Below are 22,312 nucleotides of genomic sequence, written 5' to 3'. Positions count from 1 at the left end.
CACTCCCTTACTTCACTGCGCGTAGCGGCGCCGGCGTGGCCGCGAACTTGTTGGCCGCCTTCTTCGCCGCCTCATCCTTCGCGCCCTTCTTGCCGCCCTCGACCAGCTTGTGATGCTCGAACGGCAACAACGCCCTGGCGGCGTCCACGCGCTGCTTGACCTCTACGGCCGGTTCGTTCATCACGGCCTTCAGGAAGGCCTTCGGGTCGGAAAAGTGCACCAGGGAAGCCAGGTCGATGGCGGCGCGCGCGGGTTCCTTCGGCGGTGGCGCGGCAGGCTTGCCAGCTGCTCGCTTGCGCACCTCCTTTTTGCGCTCAGCGAGGTAGCCGGCAACGTCCGCGTCTTTAACAAGTCGCTATCCCGCGGCCGACGCCGTCGCGGCGCTGTAGCCGGCGGCAATTGCCGCGTCTTTATTCGAGAGCCCGGCCAAAACGGCATCGGCGAAGGCCCGCTTTTTGCCTGTTAAAGCCATTAACAAAATCCTCCAAGGGAGAAAAATTCTGCGCGTAAGGAACAATGCGGTGTCCAGCCCGAAAGGCTCAGACTTTCGCCCCGCCCCCCCTCTGCTAACAGTTGCCCTCCCGGCCTACTCATCACGATGGCAATAATGCAACCGCTTCGAACAAAGCCGGTTGAAGACATGCTAATGTAACAACGTCATGTGGCCATGTACGCCGTTGCGTGGTACCCATACCAACCACTTCTAAGGACTGCAATGAAGCTGACTCCTCTCTTGTGCGGCACTGCTGCTGCGGCAACACTACTTTGGGCCAACGCGGCCAACGCGGAACTGTATCAATTCGCTATAAGCGGCGACTATTCGGCGACGTGGCAGCTTGATACCGATAAGGCACCGACTGCTGTCTACCCCGGAGTGAGCTTTTACTACCTCGGCGTCGGCGGCTTGTTTCCCGACTCTACGTGGGGCACTGCCGACATATATTTCAGAAACAGTTCGCAAGGTGGCGGCCTGTTTATCGTTGATTCCGGACCCAACTCGCCCCTGGTCCTGAGCAGCGGCCCCCAGCTCTACAGCGGCAGCGAAGCTGATTTCGACTTCGTGGTCGGTACCCATGTGCTGACCGAGGCAATGGGCCCGGGCAGCTACACGCTAACCATTTCGGCCGTGCCCGAACCAGCAACGTACGGCATGATGTTAGCAGGCCTGGGCTTGGTCGGAGTGGCACTGCGCCGTCGCCAAAGCTAATGTCTAAGTGAGCGGCGCGCGCTGACTTGGCGGCATGGCCATAAGCGCCTTCCGCGTGAACGGCGCGCATCTCCGGGGTCCCTCGCCGTTGGTCAGTCGATCGCGTGGCCGCCGGCTGACCTGCTGACCGGCTCCGCACGCGAGTGATCCTCGATCAGGGTGCATTGCACGCATCGCTCAGTGCAAAAAATCACGAAATTCTTTCTTGTCGAGTGCATCGCCACGACTTGAGCCTATGCTGTAAGTCCGGGCGGTTCTCCCGCCTGTCATGCGAAGGCGCAATCATTCAACGATTGGAGGGACTATGTTGAAGCTGATTCTATCGGCCGGGCTACTGGCCGCCGGCGCTGTCACGGCACAAGCGGCCGAGACCGAGTATGCGTTCCAGTGGACCGGCTTTGCAGAACTGTCCCCGATGGATGAGCTCATTGCCTGGTATCCGAACATCACCTACAGCGGCACGTTTCGGGGCGAAGACATTGATCACGATAGTGTGATCAGGCTGGACGAGATTTCCAGCTTGCGCATGACTGATTATCACCCTGATTTCGTCGTCGGCTGTCCGGCAGCCGGACCCAGCGTCGTAGGCCCTTCCGATTGCATGTTGACCAGATTTACGTACGAGCTCGGCGGCGAACTGGCTTTCAGCGCCGCATATCAAATTTCAGACAGAGGGGACTCGTACCATTGGTTCGGGTTCTCGCCGCCCTATGGCATGTCGTGGGAGCCTGCTCACCACGGTGATGGCTACGAGTACCGCATCACGGACGATACGATATTCCAGATCACGGCGGTGCCGGAACCAGCTTCCTGGATCATGTTGCTCAGCGGCCTCGGCCTTGTCGTCGCAACCATCCGCAAGCACGGCCGGTCCCAGGGCCACTGACCGAAGAAATAACTCACGTCATCAGCCAGAAGACGAGACGGTCCAAAATCCGGATAGCCTTGCCCAGCCGGCACCGCTGGCGCCACCAGGTCGGCATCGGTTTGATCGCCGCGAACGCAGTGAGCGCGGTATCCCGACGCCAGCCGCCCTTGAAGCAGGCATTCGCGTGCTGGCAGCCGACGTCATCGCTTGTCGATATACCCGGCGATTCCGAACACGCGCCAGCCATGCGCGCCGCCTGCTATGCTTCGCCCATGACTACCGATTCCGATATTGAACTGTCCGGCCCGTTCCAGGCCGCCGACAGCAGCGGCCGCACCCATGAAGTGAAGGCCATCCGCATCTTCGACGAGGGCTACGGCATCATCGACGTCTACGTCGATTTCGCCAAGCCGCTCGACGGCGGCCACAAGGACGCGGCCCTGCTCCGCCAGATCGTCGAGCGCCTGCGGGCGCTGGGCTACAAGGGCCCCGACTTCGGGCTCAGCGACCCCGGCCTGCAGGAAAGCAAGCTGATCGTGCTGGAAGCGCCCGAGGAATTCGCCACCTTCGCCAAGAGCCGCGGCTGGAAGAACCTGGCCGAAGAGTTCGACGAATAAGCCGCCTGCGTTCCAGCGGTGAGTTCCGCGCGGGCCGATCCCGCGCGTATCCGTTCGTCTATTTGAACCGGAACATCAAACTCCCCTGATACACGCCCTGCGCCACCGGCCACGCCGCCGCCGGTCCCAGCACCTCGGTACCGCTGAACTTCTCGCCGATCGCGGGAATGGCATGCAGCCATGACAGGTCGCCGGCGGGGAACTCCACCGTCGTGTTCCCATGCGAGATGCGCGGCGTGCCCACGCGCAGGTAGCCGTCCTGCGGGCCGGCGCTCACCAGCAGCTCGCCGGGCTGCGTGGCCAGCTGCGCCCAGCGCACGCCGGCGAAGAAACCCTGCGATTCGGGGTAGCGGAAGGTTTCGCCCGGCTGCTGGTCGAAACGTGCCAGCTCGTGCACGCCCAGCCAGGTGCCGTGCAGCCGGTTTTTCCACACCCGGTACGGGCCCTGCCCCAGCCAGCGCCCCGAGCGCAGCGCCGTTTCGGCATGGTCGAAGGTCACGCCGTGGTACTGCACCGTGCCCTCGAGCCGGTAGGCATAGTCCAGCCGCAGGGTGCCGTCGGCCCGCAGCGTCCAGCGCGTGCTGTCCAGCCCCCCACTGTTGCGCGCCTCCAGCCACGCAGTGCCCTGGGCATCCGTGCCGCTGGTGATGCTGGCGCCGCTTGCGGCCACCGAGGGGAAGCGCTGCGCGGCATGCCCCAGGCGCACGCTGCTGAACGCCAGCGGCTGGCCATGTTCGTCCACCGGTTTCGACACCCGCACCGCCAGCACGGGCTGCGGCGGAAAACGGTACTCGCTCCCATCGGAGCGGCGGCGCGATGCGTCGAACACGGTTTTCCACACCTGCCCGTCGGCGCTGATCTCCACCTTGAAGCGCGCATAGGCCGTCTTCTTGTCCATGTCGGGAATCAGCTCCAGCACGCTGGCAACCAGTGGGCTGGCCAGGCGCCGGATCCCGCTGCCGGGCTCTTCGCTGGCGAATGGCAGCCACTCGACCGCCGCATCCCTGGCCGGCCGGGCAAACGCCAGCCGGGGGCCGTTGGCCAGCGCCGATACCCGCTCGCCGTTGCGCAATGCCCGCAACTGGCCGCCGGCATCGAAGTCCGCGCTGACGTTGCCGGCCACGAGCCGGACTGTCCCATCACCTTGTTCGACACGCGGCGCGCCGAGCGCCTCGCCCGCCTGCAGGGCGCGGGCGGCCAGGTCCGGTACCGGATAACTCCACGTCCACAGCTGGCCGCCATCTGGACCGCGCGCTGTCACCTCCAGCGCGTCGGCGGCGTGGCTGCGCCAGTTCGCCGGCAGGCGCAGGTCCAGCACGCCGCGGCGGCGTGCCGCGACCCGTGGCCCGGCGACCTCGCCCTTCGCCAGCACGCGCGGCTCGGCCCCCGCCGCCGACGGGCCGGGATAGCGCACCAGCCGCCACGCGAAGCGCACCTGGTCGAGATTGTGGAAGTCATACCGGTTGTCCACTTCCAGCCTGCCATCGAAGCGCTGGTCGAGCACGGCACTGGTCAGCCGCACGGGCGACCAGATGTGGCGCACCGCGTGGTAGCTGCCCTCCTTCTCATGGGCCGGACCGACGATGCCGTCCGGCCCATAGGTGCCGTACGGGTCGACACGGTTGCCCTGGTCGGTGCGCACCACGCCTTCGTCGTTCAGGGCCCAGATCACGCCGCCCACGCCCACCGGCGACGCCATCATCGCGTTCCAGTAGTCGTCCAGGCTCGCCGCGCCGCCACCGTCGTACAGCGCGTGCAGGAACTCGGTCGGCAGGAACAGGTTCGGCCCGCGCAGGCGCTCGTTCAGCAGCTGCCAGTTCGGATAGTGCTTGGTGTCGATATCGCCGAAGATGGCCCACGGGTGGATCACCGGGCGCTTCTGCGGGTCATACCTGTGGTATTCGCCGTCCAGGTCGAAGTTGAAGCCGCCCTCGTTGCCGTTGGCCCAGAACAGGATGCTGGGATGGTTCACGTCGCGCGGCACCATTTCGGCCACCAGCTTGCGGCCGATCTCCGTGCCGTGCGCGGCCTGCCAGCCGGACAGTTCATCGATCACGTACAGCCCCAGCTCGTCGGCCGCGCGCAGGAAAGCCGGGTCGGGCGGGTAATGCGACATGCGCGCCGTGTTCATGTTCATCGACTTGATCAGCCGCGCATCGGCGTAGTTGTCTTCCGGGTCGAGGGCGCGGCCCGTCGCAGGCCGGAAACTGTGCCGGTTGACGCCCTTGATCACGATCTTGCGGCCGTTCAGGTACAGGCCGTCGCCCTTGCGCACCTCGAACGTGCGGAAGCCGAAGCGTTCGGTCGTCGTGTGCAGGGCCTTGCCGCCCTGGCGCAAGGTCAGCCGGAGCGAATACAGGTGCGGGGTCTCCGCCGACCACAGGCGCGGCCTGGCGACGGCGAGATTCACCTTCAGGGGCGTGCCGGCAACGGCCGGTTCACCGACCGCGCTACTGACCGGGCGCCCGACGGGCTTGCCTGCCGCGTCGAGCACCTGCGCTTCCACCGTGGTGCCGGCCGCCGGGCCGGCCAGCGTCACCAGCGCGGCCAGACTGCCATCCGCCCGCGCATCGATGGCGGCATGCGCGATCGACCGCGCCGGCGCCGCCTCCAGCCATACGGGGCGGAAGATGCCGCCGAAGACCCAGTAGTCGCCGCGCCGTTCCGCCTTGTCCGTCAGCGGGTCGGCTGCCTTCTTGCTGACATCGACTTCCAGCACATTGTCCGCGCTGTCCCCGTGCTTCACCGCCGCCGTGATGTCGTAGCTGAAGCGGTAGAAGCCGCCCACGTGCGGCGCCCCGGCTTGCACCCCGTTCACGCGCACGGTGGCTTCCGTCATCACCCCTTCGAACACCAGCCTGATGGCGCGCCCCTTCCAGGCCGGCGGCACGGCGAACTTCACGCGGTACTGGCCCTGTTCCACGTGGCGCTTGTCGCCCTCGCCGTAGTCGTAGCCGCCGAATCCTTCCAGTTCCCAGTTCGACGGCACGGGGATGGTGCTCCAGGCGCCGGCGCGCCGGCCATCCGACACCTTGAATTCCCACGGCACGGCGCTGGACGGCCCGGTGCCGGACAGGTAGCGCTGCTCGGTAACGGGGGCGGCGGCCAGCACGGCGCCGGCGGAAGCCAGCAGGAGGGCGGCGACCGCCGGCCGGGCCGAAGCGGGGATGAACTGCGCCGAAGCGGGGATGGGCGTGGGCATGGGATGGCAATGAAAGTTGGCACCGCGCCAGCATATCCCCATCGTCGCGCCAAGTCAGCGTTCCGGCCCATTCGCTCAACATCATGCGCGGTCCTCCCGCCACCAGTCCGGGCCATCGTGCGCGAGCCCGGCGCGACCTTGTCCTATACTGGATGGACATCCACCATGGTGCCCCCCATGATCTTTCCCAACGAACTCGAGCAGCTGGTCGGCGTGACCCGGGGCATCGTCGACAGCGTCGTCGCGCCGCGCGCGGCCGAGGTCGACGAACATTGCACCTGGCCGGCCGCCTCGATGGCCGCCTTCGCGCAGGCCGGCCTGCTCGGCCTGCAGGTACCCGCCGCGCTGGGCGGCCATGGCCAGGGCTTGCTGGCACTGGCGGCCGTCAGCGCCGAGATTGGCCGCGCGTGTCCCTCCTCGTCGCTGTGCTTCGGCATGCATTGCGTGGGCACGGCCGTCATCGCCGCCAAGGCCACCGCATACCAGCAGGAGCGCTACCTGCGGCCGATCGCCGCCGGGCGGCACATCACCACCCTCGCGCTGTCCGAAGCGGGGACCGGCGCCCACTTCTACCTGCCCGAGACCCGCCTCGTGCTGGCCGGCGAAGGCGACGACGCCGTCTACACTGTCACCGGCGCCAAGCAGTTCGTCACGAACGGCGGCCACGCCGATTCGTATGTGGTCTCCACGGTGGCGAGCGGCGGCAACCCCGACAACGGCGATTTCAGCTGCCTGGTGGTCGATCGCGATACCCCGGGCATGGCGTGGCAGGGCGACTGGGCCGGTTTCGGCATGCGCGGCAACTCGTCGCGCACGCTGGCGCTCGATGGCGTGCCGGTGCCGGCGGCGAACCTGCTGGGCGCCGAGGGCGACCAGGTCTGGTATGCGTTCGAGGTGGTGGCGCCCTACTTCCTGCTCGCGATCGCCGGCACCTATCTCGGCATCGCCCAGGCCGCGCTGGAAGTGGCGGGCGCGCACCTGCGCAACCGGCGCTACGCCCATTCGGGCACGGCGCTACGCGACATCGAAACCATGCAGACGCGCTACGCGAAGATGTGGATCGCCTACCGCAAGACCCGCGCACTCGTGTTCGAGGCGGCGGCGCGGGGCGACGCCGGCGATCCGGAGGCGCTGCCGTTCATCCTGGCCAGCAAGGCCGATGCCGGCGAAACCGCCATCGCGCTGGCCAGCGACGCGATGACGATCTTCGGTGGCACCGCATACCGCGACAACAGCCGCGTCGCGCAGATGCTGCGCGACGCCCGCGCCAGCCATGTGATGTCCCCCACCACCGACCTCCTGAATATCTGGGCGGGGCGCGCCCTGCTGGGCCTGCCGCTGCTATGAGCGGACCGGCGCACGCCACCGCGCTGCTGGTCGGCGATGGGCCGTCGCGGGAACTGGCCGCCGCCCTCGAAGCCGAGCATATCGTGCTGCTGCAGGCCGCGCCGGGCACAGCCGTTGCCACGCTGGAGGCCGCCGTGCAGGGCGGCAGTTCGCCCGCTGTGTGCATCCTGGCGGGCGTGCCCGCGCCGCTGGCGCTGGTGCGCGAATTGCGCCAGGGCTGGTCGGGCCCCGTGCTGCTGGCCTGCCCGGCCGATGAACTGGCCGAACTGCGCCGCCGCCTGAACTACACGCCGATGCTGGGCCCGAACGTGTCGCTGCTGGAAGAGAGCGACCCCGCGCTGGCCGGCGAAATCGTCAAGGCGGTGCGTGCCGAAGTGCGCGCCCGGCAGCTGCGCACCACGCTGCAGCGCGCCAACGCCCGGCTCGCGCCCGCCAGCGCCGCCATGGCCGGTGCCATCGCCGGCACGAGCGATGTCCACCGCCTCGTCACCGCCGAACGCTACCTGACCCGCTTCCTGGAACAGTCGGCCGAGGCCATCGTCGGCCTCGACGGGCGCGACCGGGTGCTGTACTGGAACGATGCCGCCGCGCGCCTGCTCGGTCCCACGGCGCGCGAGGCGCGCGGCCGCGCCATCGGCGAGCTGCCGTTCTGGAACGACGCTGTCGCACAGGCGCTGGCAGCCGTGCGGGGAGGCGCCGAGCACGCCATGGCCGAGGTCCAGGCGGTGCCGGACACCCCAGTGGCCGTGCTGGAAGTGGCGCTGTCCGCCATCGCCGACGAGCAAGGGGCCTACGCGGGCGCCATGCTGCTGCTGCGCGACGTGTCCGAGCGCCACCGGCAGCTGGCGCTGGAGCGTTCGCGCAGCATCGAAGCCATCTCGGTGGCGAACAGCCGCTATCGCCACCTGGCCATGCTGTTCGACCGCGCGCCCGGCTTCCTGGCCGTCACGCGTGGGCCGGACCATGTGTTCGAACTGGCCAACCGGGCCTACCTCGCCACCTTCGGCAGCCGCGCGCTGCTCGATCGCACCATGCACGACGCCTTCCCGGAATTGCGCGACCAGCTCTTCATGCGCCTGCGCGACGAGGTGTACCGCACCGGCGAACCGTACGTGGGCCGCGACGTGCCGGTCCAGGTCCGCCTGCGGCCGGACGCCGAACCGGTCGAACGCTTCCTGGAATTCGTCTACCAGCCGCTGACCGGCAAGGATGGGCGCGTGTGGGGCATCATCTGCCAGGGCAACGACGTGACCGGGCAAAAACAGATGCGCGACCAGTTGCTGGCGCACCAGAACGAGCTGGAGCGGCTGGTGGCGGAGCGCACGGCCGAGCTGCAGAGCGCCCAGGCTGCGCTGCACCATGCGCAGAAGCTGGAATCGATCGGCAAGCTGACCGGCGGCGTGGCCCACGACTTCAACAATATCCTGCAGATCCTGCGGGCCAACCTGGAGCTGCTGGGCCAGGCAGTCGATCCCGCCGGGAGCGCGGCGCGGCGTGTCGACAGCGCGCTGGCCGCCGTGGACCGTGGCACCAAGCTCACGGCCCAGCTGCTGGCCTTCGCACGGCGCCAACCGCTGCGCCCCGAACCGGTGGACCTGGCCGTCGTGGTGCGCAGCCTGTCCGACCTGCTGCACCGGGCACTGGGCGAAGCGATCGACATCGAGACCAGGGCCGAGGCCGGCCTGTGGGCCACGCTGGTCGACCGCATGCAGTTCGAGAACGTGCTGCTGAACCTGGCCATCAACGCCCGCGACGCGATGGCGGGTGCGGGGCGGCTCACGATCGAGCTGTCGAATGTCGAGCTGGATGCGCGCTACACGGCCCGGCAGGAAGACCTGCGGCCGGGTCCCTATGTGATGCTGGCCATGTCCGACACCGGCCGCGGCATGGAACCGGAAGTGCTGGCCCGTGCCGTGGAACCGTTCTTCACGACCAAGCCGGAAGGCGAAGGCACCGGCCTCGGACTCAGCATGGCGTATGGCTTCATGAAGCAGAGCGGCGGCCACCTGAAGATCCACAGCGAGCCCGGCAAGGGTACCTCCGTCCAGCTTTACCTGCCGCGCACGCTTGAATTGCCGGCGTCCCAGGCGGAGCCGGCCGGCAGCGCAGTACGCGGCGGCAGCGAGACCATCCTTGTCGTCGAGGACGATGCCGAGGTGCGCGCCGTCGTCACGGATGGCCTGGCCGGCCTGGGTTACACGGTCTTGCAGGCCGAGCATCCGGACGCGGCGCTGGCCGTGCTGCAAGGCGGCGCCCGCGTCGACCTGCTGTTTACCGACGTGGTCATGCCCGGCAAGCTGCGCAGCCCGGAACTGGCGCGCCTCGCCGCCGAGCTTTTGCCCGGCATCGGCGTGCTGTACACGTCGGGCTATACGCGGGACGCCATCGTGCATGCCGGCCGCCTCGATCCGGGCGTCGAGTTGCTGAGCAAGCCCTACACGCGGCAGCAGCTCGCCGCGCGCGTGCGCCAGGTGCTGGACCGGCGACCGGCGCAGGCGGTCCCGGCCGGCCCGGCCGCGCCACCCGCGCCCCCCGAGCCAGCGGCGCCACCTGCCCTGCGCCGCGTGGTGGTGGTGGAAGACAACGACGATGGCCGCGACTTGCTGTGCGAAATGATCGGCTTGCTCGGCTGCGACGCGGCCGGCGTGCGCACGGCCGAGGAGGCGCTGCCATTGCTGGCCACGGCGGACATCCTGCTGACCGACGTCAATTTGCCCGGCATGTCCGGCGTGGAACTGGCGCGCCACGCGCACCGCGACCATCCGGGCGTGCGCATCGTGTTCGCCAGCGGCGGTACCCGGCCGGACGTGGACTTCCCGGCGGCGGCGATCCGCAAGCCGTTCTCGATGGCGCAGCTGGAAGTGGCACTCAAGGGAGCGGTGTAGAAAAACGGAGGAAAGCGGGCGTACAACGGGAACGACGATGGGAAAGAAACTAGTGCCGCCTGGCTAAGCGTTACTCGACACATTGAAAGCGCATGCATTCACCCCAACAGCGAAGGGCTGGGGTCAGACCCGCCGGGTCTGACCCCGGACTCTGCCCTTGGGGTGGGTATGTCCAAGCGGCATTTGGAAGGGAGCGGGAAGCAAGGGAAAAACGGCGCCCCCTGAAATGGACAAGCCGCCGGGCACCGATGTGGTGCCGGCGGCTTGCGCATGCTGCCCAGGCGGCGGCGGGAATGCCGCCGCGGACCTGGTATAACGTTACAGTCTCACGGTGTGACGTGGCGACCTTACTGCGTGATGCGTTCCCAGCCGTGGCGAACGGCGGCCTTCACCTTTTCCCAGGTGGACTCGGGATAACGCGATTCCCAGCTGCTGCGCAGGCCGGATTCCGACTCGTCCCACGAGCGGCCGCTGTAGTTGCTGCGCATCGACGAGCCGTAGCGATAGGCCGGCGCGTAATCGTCGTACGTGCCGCCGGCGGAGGCGAAATTGCTGGTCCAGTGGCTGCGATAGTAGTCTTCATCGTCGGTGCTGCCCAGCTGCTCGACATCCACCTCGGTATGGCGCACTGTGTCGCTGATCTGGTCGGTGCGCTGCGAGACTTCCTTGCCGACCAGCACTTCCTCGACCACCCGGGCGGTTTTCTGCACCACGGCCTCCTCGGCGTTTTCACGCAGCTCGAACGAGGTTTCCTGGAACGCGCCCACCTGCGACGGGTCGATCGGGCGATCCACCGGCCGGCGTTCCACGTTGACGTGCTCTTCGCGCAGGCTCACGCTTTCCTGCACCGGCGTTTCCACCAGGCGCTGGTAGATGCGCACGCCGCCGCGCTGCACCATCCGCTTGCCCACTTTCAGCTCTTCCTGCATCACCGGGATCACCTGCGATTCGGTGTCGGCCAGGGTGTCGGCGCGCTGCAGCGAACCGGATTCGCTGTAACCCTGCACCGAGCCCTGGGTGCCGGATACGTTGACACCTTGCGTGCCCGATACCGTGGTGCCCTGCAGGTTGTTGTCCTGCAGCGAGGAGCTTTGCTGCGAAGCGCCCAGCAGGGCGCCGCCGCTGCGCGAGGTCGGCAGGTTCCAGCCGCTCGCTTCCCACTGGGTGCGGTGTTCGTCGATATCGATCGGGCCGAAGCGCTCGACGATGTCGGCGGCCTGTTCCACTTCGTCCTGCGTGGCGGCCGTCACGGTCAGCACCACGTTGCCGCGGTTGACCGCTTCGCCATAGACGTGGCGGTCGTCGTCGTCGTCGCCGAACATGTTGCCGAAGAAGTTCTTGATGCTGTCGCCGATCGAGTGCTCGCCGCTGGTGCTGGAGCTGCCGGAGGTGCTGTAGCTGCCGGTGGAAGTGCTGCTGGCGTCGGCGGTGGACGAGGTGCTGTTGCTGAGGTTGATCGAGCCGGACCCGATGCCCGAGCTGACCAGTTCATCCCGTGCCCGTTCGGCATCGGCGCGGTTGTCGAATACGGCTGCTAGCGTATGGCTCATGATGGCTATCTCCTTGTTTCAAGTGGCTTGGTTTCGTGGCGGAACACCGTCCGGCCGGGTGTCGTCGAACGTTTCGACCTGCACGTCCTCGACCCGTAACGGCACGGTTTCCCGATATTCCTGCTGCTTGCGTACCCGGGTGATGCGAAGTTCCTCCTTGATGCGGTAGCGTTTTTCGATGACCAGGATCTCTTCGAGCACCGGAACCACCAGCACGTCGCCTTCGTAGCGCGAAGGCGGCGCTTCCGCCACCACGCGGTCGACGGCGACACGCTGCACGTCGAGCTCTTCGTGCCACAGCTGCTCGTGGATTTCCGCTGGCTGCTCGGTGACGTTGCGGGTGACCCGCACGCCGCGGCCAGTGTCGACGACACGGGTGGTGACGTCGATTTCCTCGCGCATCACGGGGACTGAAACGGGCACTGAAACTGGTCCGTTGCTGGTCTCGAATGATTCCGGTGTTTTGTCCATGCCAAAAAGTCTACGGTAATACCCCTCGGGGGGGCGCTCCATTGCCCATCTGCATGTCCTGCGCGGCAGGCCCGCGCGGCGCCGGCGCTCGCTCCAGCCAACGAATTTGCGCGCACGAAACGTTACTTCTCTTTTCAAGCAGCGTCACAAAGGTTAGGCTTGCAGGCATGCGAGCGGCCCCGGCCTGCAGGCCGCCGCGTGCTGCATCGGGCGGGCCGCCAACCTCACCAGCCGCAACCACTCAAGCAGCCGCACTAACCAAACTGAGCCATGAAAGAAATCCGCAAAGACCAGCTGACTGCCCAGAAAGTCGGGATCGCCATGGTTTTCAGGGAGATGCTCGGCCCCGACGATGCGCGGGCCTACCTGAGCGCCGAAAACATTCCCGAACCGGTGATCGAACGGGTGCTCGCGGGCGAGACCATCCGCCTCGACCAGGGGAGCGCCGCGCCGCAAGGGACGGAAGCGTCGGAAGCGGCGGAAGTGCTCCCGCAGCCGCCCGACCTGAACAATATTTTCTATGGCAGCTCCGGCCGCCGCCGGAACACGGTGAAGGCGGCCATCGTGGAGGCCGCGATCACCATCGCGGACCAGCTTGGCCGCGACCGCGCGGAACAGTTGCTGCGGCGCGAGCAGTTGCCCGACGAAGTGATCGCCAGGGTGCTGGCGCCGGAAGACGCCGCCCGGCGCGCACGGCCGGCATGAACCTCGGCTCGCGCGGACCTCAACCGGCATCGAGCGTTACCGGCACGAGCGACATCCGGCACATGCCGCCGGCTTGAGGGCGCCGGCGGCGCGGCTCAGCCCGCGTCCAGCCGCACGCAGTCGCGGCCCTCGCGCTTGGCCTGGTACAAGGCCGCGTCGGCCCGGCCATACGCCGCTTCGAACGCCGTGCCGCGCGCGAACCAGCCGGCACCGATGCTGGCGGTGACAACCCGGTCCACGGGGCCGGCGTGCCGCAGCGCACGCACCGCGTCGCACAGCCGCTGCGCCACCCCAGCCGCCTGGCCCGGCGCCAGTGCCGGCCACACGATCGAGAATTCTTCCCCGCCCACGCGGCCGATCGCGGCGGGCGCCGGCACCAGCGCCTTCAGGCAGTCGACCACGGCGCAGATCACCGCATCGCCGGCCGGGTGGCCGAAATCGTCGTTGATGCCCTTGAAGTGATCGATGTCGAGCACCAGCAGCACGGCCGGCTCGCCCCGCAGCACGCCACCCGCGTACTCGATCAGGGCGCCCCGGTTGAGCACGCCGGTCAGCGGATCGTGCGTGGCGCGGTGCTGCAACTGCAGCGCGAGCTGTTGCAAGCCCCGGTTCATCTGCTGCATGTCGCGCTCGGCGCGGTCGCTGCGCCCGATCAGCCGGCGGGTTTCCCGCATCAGGCGCTCGTAATGCGCGATCAGTTCGCCGAGCACGCCGCGGTGGTCGGCACCGGCCGCCTCGCTGGCGAAGGCTTGCCGGGCGCGCACCAGGGCCTGCGATTCGGCGGCGAACAGGTCGGGCTGTTCCGCCACCGTCATGCGTGCCCTTCCGGCAGCACGCAGTCGACGAACTCGAGCGAGGAAAAATCGTCCCTCAGTTCCTGGCCGAATTCCTGGATCGTGTCGTCTTCCTCGTCGCGGTACCAGTGCAGGCGCACCTCGTTGCCGAAGATGGCCGCGTCGTTCAGCGCCTCGAAGATCGCGAACAGCATCTTCGTGCTCGAACTGTTGAAATAGGCCAGCGCCACATGCACGTCGATCGCCTGGCCGTCGCACAGCGCCAGGTAGCCGCGCAGCCGGTCGATCACGGGGCCGTAGAAGGCGGCGGCATTCTCCGGATACGATTCGCCGCGGATCGACAGGTGGTGGCGGGCGAATTCGAACGAGACCTCGGGCGAGGTGGGCGATGCGGGAAGGAAGAACGGTTCCATGGTGGGCTCAATGTCAGATGGTGGCGGCGATGCAGAACACGGTACGGCCGGCATCGGTGCTGTCGGGCAGGAAGTGGAAGGCCAGCGGCGCGCTGGCATCGCGCGCCATGGTCAGCAGGCCCAGGCCGGCGCCCTTGCTGTCTTCCGGCGCGGCCTGGCGCAGCGCGGTGCGGTAGGCGGAGCGGATTTCATCGACCGTCATCGCGCACAGCGGCTCGATGCGGGCACGGATCGCCTCGACCCGCTCGCTGGCCACCGGATTGGCGCACAGCAGGTGGAAGCGCTCGCCGCACACGCCGATGCAGAAGGCGCCGCCGCGGATCTGGCGGTCCGGCTGTTCGGCCGGCGTCAGGGCGTCGGCCGAATAGTGCATGATGTTCTGCGACATTTCCACGAAGGCGGAAAAGATCCGGCGGCTGGTCGGGCCGGCGGTTCCGGCGGCATCCAGGCGCGCCCGGATGGTCTCGGCGATCGCGCTGACCACGTGCTGCGAGAAATAGCCGGCATAGAAGAAGATGACCTGGCGCTCGCTCGCGGCGCGCCAGAATTCCTGGAACTGTTGGTATTGCAAGGGTATCGCTCCGTTGGCGGTGGAATCGGTGGCGGGCAGGCCGTTCATGGCCTGCAGCAGAAATACGTGACATCGTCGCGGCGCGGCTGCCCGCCCTGCCAGCGCGCCAGCGCATCGGCCAGCAGCGCCGCCAGCGCGGCGGCACTGCTGTCGCGGTGTTCCAGCAGCAGTTGCTGCACGCGGCGCTTGCCGAACGAGATCTCGCGTTCGCCGCCGATCTGGTCGAACAGCCCATCGGTGCAGGCGAACAGCAGGCTGCCCGGCGGCAGATGCATGGTCTGGACAGGCCAGGCGTGCGCCGCCGGGGTCTCGGCGTAGCCGATGCCGGTGCGGCCGGCATCGAGGACACGGCAGGCTTCCTCGCCGGGCGCCAGCACGAACAGCGGCAGGCGCGCCCCGGCGTACGACAATCGCCGCGTGGTGTAGTCGAACCACAGTGCCGCCGCATCCAGGCCGTCGTTCGACAGCGACGCGCCGCCGCCATGGCGGCCGCCGGCGTGCTGGCCCAGCATGTCCTTCACGCCGCGATTGAGTTCGGCCAGCAGCGCGGCCGGATCGCGCGGACCGCAGCCCTGCAGGGCCTGCGCCAGCAGCGACGAGGCGATCAGCGTCATGAACGCGCCGGGCACGCCATGGCCGGTACAGTCGGCGATCACAGCGCACCAGCCGCCGGCATGGCGGGCCACATGGTAGAAGTCGCCGCCGACCACGTCGCGCGGCTGCCAGACCAGCGCCGCATCGGGCAGCGCCTCGGCCAGCGCGTCGTCCGAGGCGCGCAGCATGGCCCGCTGGATCACGCTGGCGTACTCGATGCTGTGCATGATCTGGCGATTGCGTTCGGCCTGCATGTTGGCCACCACGTTCATCAGCTGCAGGCCGAAGCCCACGCCCTGCAGCTGGCCGCCGCGCGTGATGATGAAGCCGTCGGCCAGCGCCTTTTCACCCGACTCCACGGCGCGGAAGGTCAGCGCCTCGATCGACAGCCCGGCCTCCACCACCAGCGGCGACTTGTCCATGAAGGCGATGCAGCTCTTGCGCCCGTACAGCTCCTGGTAGAACGGCTTGGACATCTGCGACATGAAGATGTTGCGGCTGATCAGGCCGATGGGGCGGCCATCCTCGACCACGGGCAGGGTCATCAGCTCGCGCCGCTCGGTGAACAGCGCCAGCACGTCGCCATTGCTGGCATCGGCGGGAACGCTCGGCGTGGCGACGCACAGGTCGGCCGCGGTGGCGGGCCGGAAGCGCGGCAGGGAATGGCGCGACGGGTTGAAAGTTTCGGTCATGGCGATTCGAAATGGACTCGAAACATTCTATGAAGAAATTGTGACGAGGCCATGACGAACATATTAATTTGCAACTTGCGTTGCTTAGACTGCAAGTTCCTCCGGGCCGGCCAGTACCGACATCAGTTGCGGCCGTGCCAGCAATCCCGCCGCCTGGCGGGCCGGCAGGGGCGCGGCGAACAGGTAGCCCTGCCCTTCGTCGCACCCCAGCGCGATCAGCTCGGCCAGCTGGCCGGCCGTTTCCACGCCTTCCGCCACCACCGCCATGTCGAGCGCCTTCGCCATCGACACGATGGCCTGGAACAGCACCCGCCCTTCCGGCGACACCGTCAGCTCCGACGTGAAGGCGCGGTCGATCTTCAGCACGTCCATGTTCAGCCGCTGCAGCTGCGCCAGCGACGAATAGCCGGTACCGAAGTCGTCGACATGCAGCCGCACGCCCAGGCCGCGCAGGGCCGCCAGCTCGCCCTGCACGTCCACGCCCTCGGCGAACATGGCCGATTCGGTGATCTCGACTTCCAGCATGGCGCCGGCCAGGTGGTGCCGGGCCAGGTGCATCGCCAGGTGGGCATGCACGCCGCCATGGCCGAACTGGTGGGCCGACACGTTGATCGACACGGGCACTACGGCCAAGCCGGCGCCGCGCCACAGCGCCATCTGCCGGCAAGCCTCCTCGATGACGAATTGCCCGATCGGGCCGATCAGCCCGCACTCTTCGGCGATGGGGATGAACTTCGCCGGCGGCACCATGCCCAGCTCCGGGTGGCGCCAGCGCAGCAGCGCTTCCATGCTGCACAGGCGGCCGGTGGCCAGGTTCACGCGCGGCTGGTAATGGAGTTCGAACTGCCGCGCCGCGAGCGCACCCTGCAGGCTGTGGCGCAGCTGGGCGCGCGCCGTGGCGGCGATATACAGGTCGGGGTCGAAGAAACGGTAGCGGCCGCCGTGCTCGCGCTTGGCGGCGGCCAGCGCGATGCCGCCATGCTTGAGCAGCGTGGCGGCATCCTCGCCGTCGCGCGGGTAGCAGCTGATGCCGATCGAGGCGCTGATCGCGTAGCGCACCGTGCCGAGATCATAGGGCCGCGACAGCGCCGCCGCCACCCGGCCGCCGATCGCGGCCAGTTCCTCGTCCGCGCCGCCGGGCGAAATCACCACCACGAATTCGTCGCCGCCCAGGCGCGCCACGATATCCTGCGGCCGCAGCAGCCCGCCGAGGCGCAGCGCGGCCTGCTTCAGCAGGTCGTCGCCGGCGTCGTGGCCGTGCGTTTCGTTGACATGCTTGAAGCCGTCGAGGTCCACCAGCAGCAGCGCCAGCGTGCCGTCGCGCTGCGCCGCCTCGCCGATCGCCTGCGGCACGAAGCGGCTGACCCATGGCCGGCTGGGCAGGCCGGTCAGCGAATCGTAGTTGGCCAGGTACAGCAGCTCGCTCTCGTAGGCCTTGCGCTCGCTGATGTCCTGCAGCGTGATGGCCAGGCCATTGCCGACCCGTACGATGCGGCGGCGCCCCCACGTGATCTGCATGCGCCGGCCGGCCGGCATCTGGCGTTCGTCCTCGTGGATCCCGGCGTGCATGGCGGCGTGGTAGGCGTCCAGCATCGGCCCGCCGTGTTCGCGCTCGATCAGCGAGATACGCCGGCCGACCAGGTCGTCGCGGCTCACGCCATAGAACGAGGCACCCCGCTCGTTGCAGTCGACCACCACGAAATCGACCACCGCGCCGATCGTGTCGCGCACGGCCTGCGCCATGTAGAAGCCATCCTTGGCGTTTTCGGTGGCGGTGCGGTAGGCGAGGCGCACTTCCTCTTCGGCGTCGCGGCGTGCCAGGTGGCGCCGCGTGGCGAACGCCAGCGCCAGCGATGCGAACAGCATGCCGGCCGAGATCACGGCCCAGACCCGGCGCACCGCGGCGGCGCCTTCCGCGGCGGAAGCCAGCGCCTCGACCGTGGTCTTGCCCGCCACCGCGACGACCGGATAGACCGCGGAACGGTGCCACGCCAGCAGGCGCGGTGCGTCATCGGTGAACTGCGCACCGGCCAGCAGCGCGCCGCCGTCGCCGCCCGCCAGCGGCGGCGGCATGCTGAACAGCGAGCCGCGCCCGGCGCCGCCCTGCCTTTCGAGGCGCACGCCGCCCTGGTCGGCCACCAGCGCCACCAGGCCGTGCCGGCCCAGGACCCGCTCGTTGTAGAACGCGGTCAGGTAGTCGGCACCGATCACCAGCGACACCATGCCGGCGAATTCGTTGTCCGGCGATTCCAGGCGCAGCGTCATGCGCACCTGCCGCTGCCGCTGCGCGCCCTCGCCCGGATTGTCCACCCTGGCCGCATGGCCCGGCACCGCGCCGATCAGCAGCGCGCTGGAATTGTTTTGCCGGTGATGGCGCAAGGCCGGGTCGTCGCCCTCCAGCACGGCGCGGCCGCGGCGCGGAATCGACGACACCACCCTGCCCGCGGCATCGACGATGGCTACTTCGACGAAGGCGGCATCGATGAACATGCCGTCGCGGCGCAGCGCCGCCAGGTCCAGCTGGCCGGGCTGTTCCCACGCATGCCTGAGCTGGACGGCGACCTGCTCCATCTGGCTCAGCGAGCGTGTCAGGTACTGCTCGTAGGCTTCCGCATAGGAGCGCACCTCGCGCATGGCGTCGCGTTCGGCGAGCATGCGGTCGTGCCGCAGCTGGGCATCCATGACCAGCCAGTAGGCGGCGCAGGCCAGCACGGCGAGCAACGGCCAGGCGGCCGGCAGCCACGAGCGCGACGGCCGGAAGCTTGACAGCCCGAAGCTTGACAGCCGGGAGCCTGAAACGCGACGCGCAAGGGAGCGGGGGGAGAGCATAGATTGCGCATGGTAAATCTTTACTGTGACCGCACCATGACGTGGCCGCCCCGCAATCCCTGGCGGCACGCCTGCCCCAGCAGTACGCCACCTAAACCGTATAAATTGTATAGTACAAATCACAAGGTACCGGAAGTTCGCCGCCGGTACCGATGCCTTCTGACCCTGCCGGCAGCGGCGGCCCGCGCCGGCACCTCTACGCGGAGAAAAGATAATGGAAACGGAACTGAAACTGAAAGTGGCCCAGGGCGACCTGGACCGCGTGCGCGACCATGCGCTGCTGGCCGGCCTGGCCGGCGCCACGCCCGAAGAACACCAGCTGAACGACACCTACTTCGATACGCCCCAGCTCGACCTGTGGCGCAACGGCCTGACGCTGCGCGTGCGCGGCGACGGCGACCGGTGGATACAGACCGTCAAGACCGCCCAGGGCGGCTCGGCCGGCCTGCACGAGCGCGGCGAGTGGGAGTGCCTGCTGGCCGGCCCCGAGCCGGATCCGGTGACCCTGGCGCGCCAGGTCAAGCCGAAACGCATCGCCGAACTGCTGCGCGCGCCGAACATCGTCAATGCGCTGCGCCCCGTGTTCAACAACACCACGCGGCGCACGCAATGGAACCTGGTGCTGCCCGATGGCCAGCAGGTCGAGTGCTCGCTCGATGCCGGCGATATCCACGTGGGCGGGCGCAACGCGCCGATCGGCGAACTGGAACTGGAACTGAAGCGGGGCGACCCCACGCCGCTGTTCGCGCTGGCCCTGTCGCTGCACCAGGATATCCCGCTGCAGATCGCCAACGACAGCAAGGCCGCGCGCGGCTATGCGCTGCTCGACAGCGCCCTGCCCGCGCCGGTGAAGGCGCTGCCCGTGCACCTGACGAAGAAGATGCGGCTCGAGGAAGCGCTGCAATGCATGGGCCTGAACTGCCTGCAGCAGCTGGAAGCCAATGTGCCCGGCGTGCTCGAAGGCAGCGTGGAAAGCCTGCACCAGATGCGCGTGGGCCTGCGCCGGCTGCGCGCCCTGCTCGACATGTTCGAGGACCTGGCGCCGTTGCCGGAACCGGTGCGCGACAGCCTGGAATGGCTGTCCGGCGAACTCGGCGCGGCACGCGACTGGGACGTGCTGGCCGGCTCCACGCTTGCCAGGGTCAAGGGCGCCGAACTGGGTTCGCTGGTCGCCAGCGCGGAACTGCGCGCCAGGGAATTGCACCGCGCGCTGCTGCCCACGCTGCGCCAGCCCCGCTACACGCAACTGATCCTGCAACTGAATGGCTGGTTCCACGGGCGCCAGTGGCGCCTGGACGGCATGCCGAAGGATTCGCCGCTGCGCCAGCGCGCGCACGAGGCGATGGCGCCGCTGCTGCACAAGGCGCAGCAGCGCCTGAAAAAGCGCATCGCCGCGCTCGACGAGAACGACGCGCCGGCCCGCCACCGGGTGCGCATCGCGGCCAAGAAAGCGCGCTATGCCGCCGAATTCTTCCATGACCTGTTGCCGGCCAAGGCGTCGAAGCGCTACATCGGCGCCCTGTCCGCGCTGCAGGACAAGCTGGGCCTGCTGAACGACCTGGCCGTGGAGGACACGCTGCTGGCCGAGCTGGCGGCGCACGGCCCGGCCGACGAGATCCGCTATGCGCGCGGCTACGTGACCGCCACGTCCGAGGCGGAAAGCCACCACCTGCGCGCGGCGCTGGATGACATCGCGCGCCTGAAGCTGGTCAAATAAGGGCAGCGAAGCACGACAAGCACCGGGCCGTCCGCCATGTCACGCCTCGCGCGCCATGGCGGACAGTTCAGCGGCCGAACCGGAAATAATCGAACTCGGCGTAACCGGCGCGCGTGGCCGTGTTCGACGGCGTGCCGCCGGGCGCCTGCGCGAACAGCCCCACCTGGGTGCCGACCCAGCGGCCCGGCTGCGTGGTGAAGGCCGTGCCCAGCGGCTGGAAGTTCACGCCGTCGAGGCTGTAGCTGAAGGTGACTTTCGCGTGCGTGGAGCGCAGCATCGAGTGCCAGTACGGTGGCGGCGACGGCGTCGCGCTCATGTCCGGCGCCGGCTCGGGCACCACCACCGGGCTGAACGCCATGCGCACGTGCACCGCTCCCTTCACCTCGACCGGGGCGACCATCACGGTCTCGGAACTTTGCCGCACCTTGCCCTTGTTGACGGCCAGGTCGGCATCCAGGCGGGTGACCTGCACCAGGCGCTGGCCGGCCGCCGTGTTTTCCAGGCCGATCCACGCATAGTCGTAGCCGTATGCCAGCAGGCCGGCGCGTTCGCCCGGCTGCCCTCCGGGCTTCAGTTCCACCGAGGTGGTGACGGAGAACGCCATGCCCGGCAGCTTCTGCGTCAGCAGGTGGCCCGCTTCCCACAGGTTGGCCGGCGACGACGCGGCTTTCAGGCGCAGCTTGCCCTTCACCGCCGGATCGCGCCAATCCGCCGCCGGGTTGGCCGTCCACTGCCAGCCCAGGTGATGGCCGTCGTCGAATTCATCGTTCGTGACGGGGATGGCGACGGGCTGCGCGGCCACCTTCGGCTTGCGGTGGCGCGCCACCGGCGCGCCGTACGGCTTGTTGCCCTGTTGCGCGCCGATCACCGGCCAGCCATCCGCGCCCCAGCGCATCGGCTGCAAGTACACGCGCCGGCCGTAGGAATCGGCATCCGAGAAATGCACGAACCAGTCTTCGCCGGCCGGCGTGTCGACCCACGCGCCCTGGTGCGGACCGTTGACCGGCGTATCGCCCTGGTCCATCACGTTGCGCCCCTCGTACGGCCCTTCGATGTGCCTGGCGCGGAACACCCCCTGCCAGCCACCCTTCACGGAGCCGGACGGCACGAACACGTAGTACCAGCCCTTGCGCTTGTACAGCTTCGGCCCCTCGGTGGTGAACCAGGGCATCGGGCCCTCCGACGTGGCCACCTTCGGCAGCTTGTCGCCTTCGATGATGCGTTTTTCCGGGCCCAGCGTGCGCTTGCCGTCGGCACTCATCTTCTTCAGCGTGATGATGTTCTTGAAGCCGGCCCGCGAACCGGCGAAGCCGTGCACCAGCCATGCCTGGCCGTCGTCGTCCCAGAACGGCGCGGGATCGATCGCGCCCTTCGTATCGTCGACCAGTACCGGCGCCGTCCACGGCCCCTTCGGATCGGTGGCGCTGACCATGAAGATGCCGAAGTCCGGGTCCGGATAGTAAATGAGGAAGCGCCCGCCATGGTGGCGGATCGCCGGTGCCCACACGCCGCCGCCATGGCGGGGCACCGCGTGGTGCGCGTCGGGGACATTGCGTGCCAGCGCGTAGCCAATCAACGTCCAGTTCACCAGGTCCTTCGAGTGCAGCACCGGCAAGCCCGGCACGTTGGTGAAGCTCGACGCGGTCAGATAGAAATCGTCGCCGACACGCACCACGTCGGGATCGGAATAATCGCCGGCCAGGATGGGGTTGACGTAGGTGCCGTCGCCCTGGTCGGGGCTCCAGACGCCGGGCGGCATCGGTACGGATTTGGCGGGCGCCGCGGCATGGGCCGCGGGAAGGAGGAAGCTGGCGGCCAGCAGCGCGCTGGCGAGGATCGTCGGTTGCAAT

The 22,312-nt window shown here is 68.3% G+C and carries 16 protein-coding genes and 1 pseudogene; 7 read left to right on the top strand and 10 right to left on the bottom strand.

What is annotated here, in order from left to right; all coding sequences use genetic code 11:
* Positions 1-7 precede the first annotated feature (7 nt).
* Positions 8-472 (bottom strand): annotated as a pseudogene (locus OU994_RS31755) (terminase small subunit).
* Positions 473-715: 243 nt separating this feature from the next.
* Between OU994_RS31755 and OU994_RS15700 the strand changes: the two are divergent.
* From OU994_RS15700 to OU994_RS15690, 3 genes are all read left to right on the top strand, one after another.
* The gene (locus tag OU994_RS15700; protein ID WP_281611544.1) at positions 716-1,207 is read left to right on the top strand and encodes a PEPxxWA-CTERM sorting domain-containing protein; all 492 of its coding nucleotides are present in this window, start codon (positions 716-718) and stop codon (positions 1,205-1,207) included.
* Between the two features lie 304 nt (positions 1,208-1,511).
* On the top strand, positions 1,512-2,093 hold the full coding sequence (locus tag OU994_RS15695; RefSeq protein WP_281611543.1) for a PEP-CTERM sorting domain-containing protein: 582 nt from the start codon (positions 1,512-1,514) through the stop codon (positions 2,091-2,093).
* Positions 2,094-2,347: 254 nt separating this feature from the next.
* Positions 2,348-2,692: a hypothetical protein gene (locus OU994_RS15690; protein WP_131146074.1), complete on the top strand. Its 345-nt coding sequence runs from the start codon at positions 2,348-2,350 to the stop codon at positions 2,690-2,692.
* 58 nt (positions 2,693-2,750) lie between these two features.
* On the opposite strand, the gene OU994_RS15685 is transcribed toward OU994_RS15690, so the two are convergent.
* The gene (locus tag OU994_RS15685) at positions 2,751-5,894 is read right to left on the bottom strand and encodes a glycoside hydrolase family 2 TIM barrel-domain containing protein (RefSeq protein WP_281611542.1); all 3,144 of its coding nucleotides are present in this window, start codon (positions 5,892-5,894) and stop codon (positions 2,751-2,753) included.
* A 177-nt stretch (positions 5,895-6,071) separates the two neighbouring features.
* On the opposite strand from OU994_RS15685, the gene OU994_RS15680 reads away from it, so the two are divergent.
* Both OU994_RS15680 and OU994_RS15675 read left to right on the top strand, forming a co-directional pair.
* Positions 6,072-7,241 (top strand): acyl-CoA dehydrogenase family protein, encoded by a 1,170-nt coding sequence (locus OU994_RS15680; RefSeq protein WP_281611541.1) that lies wholly within the window; start codon positions 6,072-6,074, stop codon positions 7,239-7,241.
* Positions 7,238-10,126: a response regulator gene (locus OU994_RS15675; RefSeq protein ID WP_281611540.1), complete on the top strand. Its 2,889-nt coding sequence runs from the start codon at positions 7,238-7,240 to the stop codon at positions 10,124-10,126. Before OU994_RS15680 ends, OU994_RS15675 begins: the two co-directional genes overlap by 4 nt.
* A 347-nt stretch (positions 10,127-10,473) precedes the next feature.
* Here OU994_RS15675 and OU994_RS15670 read toward each other — a convergent pair whose 3' ends face one another.
* Both OU994_RS15670 and OU994_RS15665 read right to left on the bottom strand, forming a co-directional pair.
* On the bottom strand, positions 10,474-11,676 hold the full coding sequence (locus OU994_RS15670; RefSeq protein WP_281611539.1) for a YsnF/AvaK domain-containing protein: 1,203 nt from the start codon (positions 11,674-11,676) through the stop codon (positions 10,474-10,476).
* A gap of 18 nt (positions 11,677-11,694) precedes the next feature.
* The gene (locus OU994_RS15665) at positions 11,695-12,099 is read right to left on the bottom strand and encodes a YsnF/AvaK domain-containing protein (protein ID WP_281611538.1); all 405 of its coding nucleotides are present in this window, start codon (positions 12,097-12,099) and stop codon (positions 11,695-11,697) included.
* 318 nt (positions 12,100-12,417) lie between these two features.
* On the opposite strand from OU994_RS15665, the gene OU994_RS15660 reads away from it, so the two are divergent.
* Positions 12,418-12,852, top strand: coding sequence for a hypothetical protein (locus OU994_RS15660; protein ID WP_281611537.1), 435 nt, complete (start codon positions 12,418-12,420; stop codon positions 12,850-12,852).
* A gap of 95 nt (positions 12,853-12,947) precedes the next feature.
* Here OU994_RS15660 and OU994_RS15655 read toward each other — a convergent pair whose 3' ends face one another.
* The 5 genes from OU994_RS15655 to OU994_RS15635 all read right to left on the bottom strand — a co-directional run bounded on the left by OU994_RS15655 (position 12,948) and on the right by OU994_RS15635 (position 18,745).
* On the bottom strand, positions 12,948-13,667 hold the full coding sequence (locus OU994_RS15655) for a GGDEF domain-containing protein (protein WP_281611536.1): 720 nt from the start codon (positions 13,665-13,667) through the stop codon (positions 12,948-12,950).
* Positions 13,664-14,059 (bottom strand): DUF1987 domain-containing protein, encoded by a 396-nt coding sequence (locus OU994_RS15650; protein WP_281611535.1) that lies wholly within the window; start codon positions 14,057-14,059, stop codon positions 13,664-13,666. The genes OU994_RS15655 and OU994_RS15650 overlap by 4 nt, the downstream gene beginning before the upstream one ends.
* A gap of 13 nt (positions 14,060-14,072) precedes the next feature.
* Positions 14,073-14,678, bottom strand: a complete 606-nt coding sequence (locus OU994_RS15645) for a SiaB family protein kinase (protein ID WP_281611534.1) — start codon at positions 14,676-14,678, stop codon at positions 14,073-14,075.
* Complete coding sequence (locus tag OU994_RS15640) at positions 14,675-15,916, bottom strand: SpoIIE family protein phosphatase (protein ID WP_281611533.1); 1,242 nt, start codon at positions 15,914-15,916, stop codon at positions 14,675-14,677. The genes OU994_RS15645 and OU994_RS15640 overlap by 4 nt, the downstream gene beginning before the upstream one ends.
* Positions 15,917-16,000: 84 nt before the next feature.
* Positions 16,001-18,745, bottom strand: a complete 2,745-nt coding sequence (locus OU994_RS15635; protein WP_281611532.1) for an EAL domain-containing protein — start codon at positions 18,743-18,745, stop codon at positions 16,001-16,003.
* A 214-nt stretch (positions 18,746-18,959) separates the two neighbouring features.
* On the opposite strand from OU994_RS15635, the gene OU994_RS15630 reads away from it, so the two are divergent.
* Positions 18,960-20,462 (top strand): CYTH and CHAD domain-containing protein, encoded by a 1,503-nt coding sequence (locus tag OU994_RS15630; protein ID WP_281611531.1) that lies wholly within the window; start codon positions 18,960-18,962, stop codon positions 20,460-20,462.
* Between the two features lie 67 nt (positions 20,463-20,529).
* Here OU994_RS15630 and OU994_RS15625 read toward each other — a convergent pair whose 3' ends face one another.
* The gene (locus OU994_RS15625; protein ID WP_281611530.1) at positions 20,530-22,311 is read right to left on the bottom strand and encodes a glycoside hydrolase 43 family protein; all 1,782 of its coding nucleotides are present in this window, start codon (positions 22,309-22,311) and stop codon (positions 20,530-20,532) included.
* Between the last annotated feature and the right edge of the window lies 1 nt (position 22,312).

This window comes from Pseudoduganella sp. SL102 (assembly GCF_027856995.1).
Taxonomy (GTDB): domain Bacteria; phylum Pseudomonadota; class Gammaproteobacteria; order Burkholderiales; family Burkholderiaceae_D; genus Rugamonas; species Rugamonas albidiflava.
This window is presented reverse-complemented; position numbering and strand designations above follow the sequence as displayed.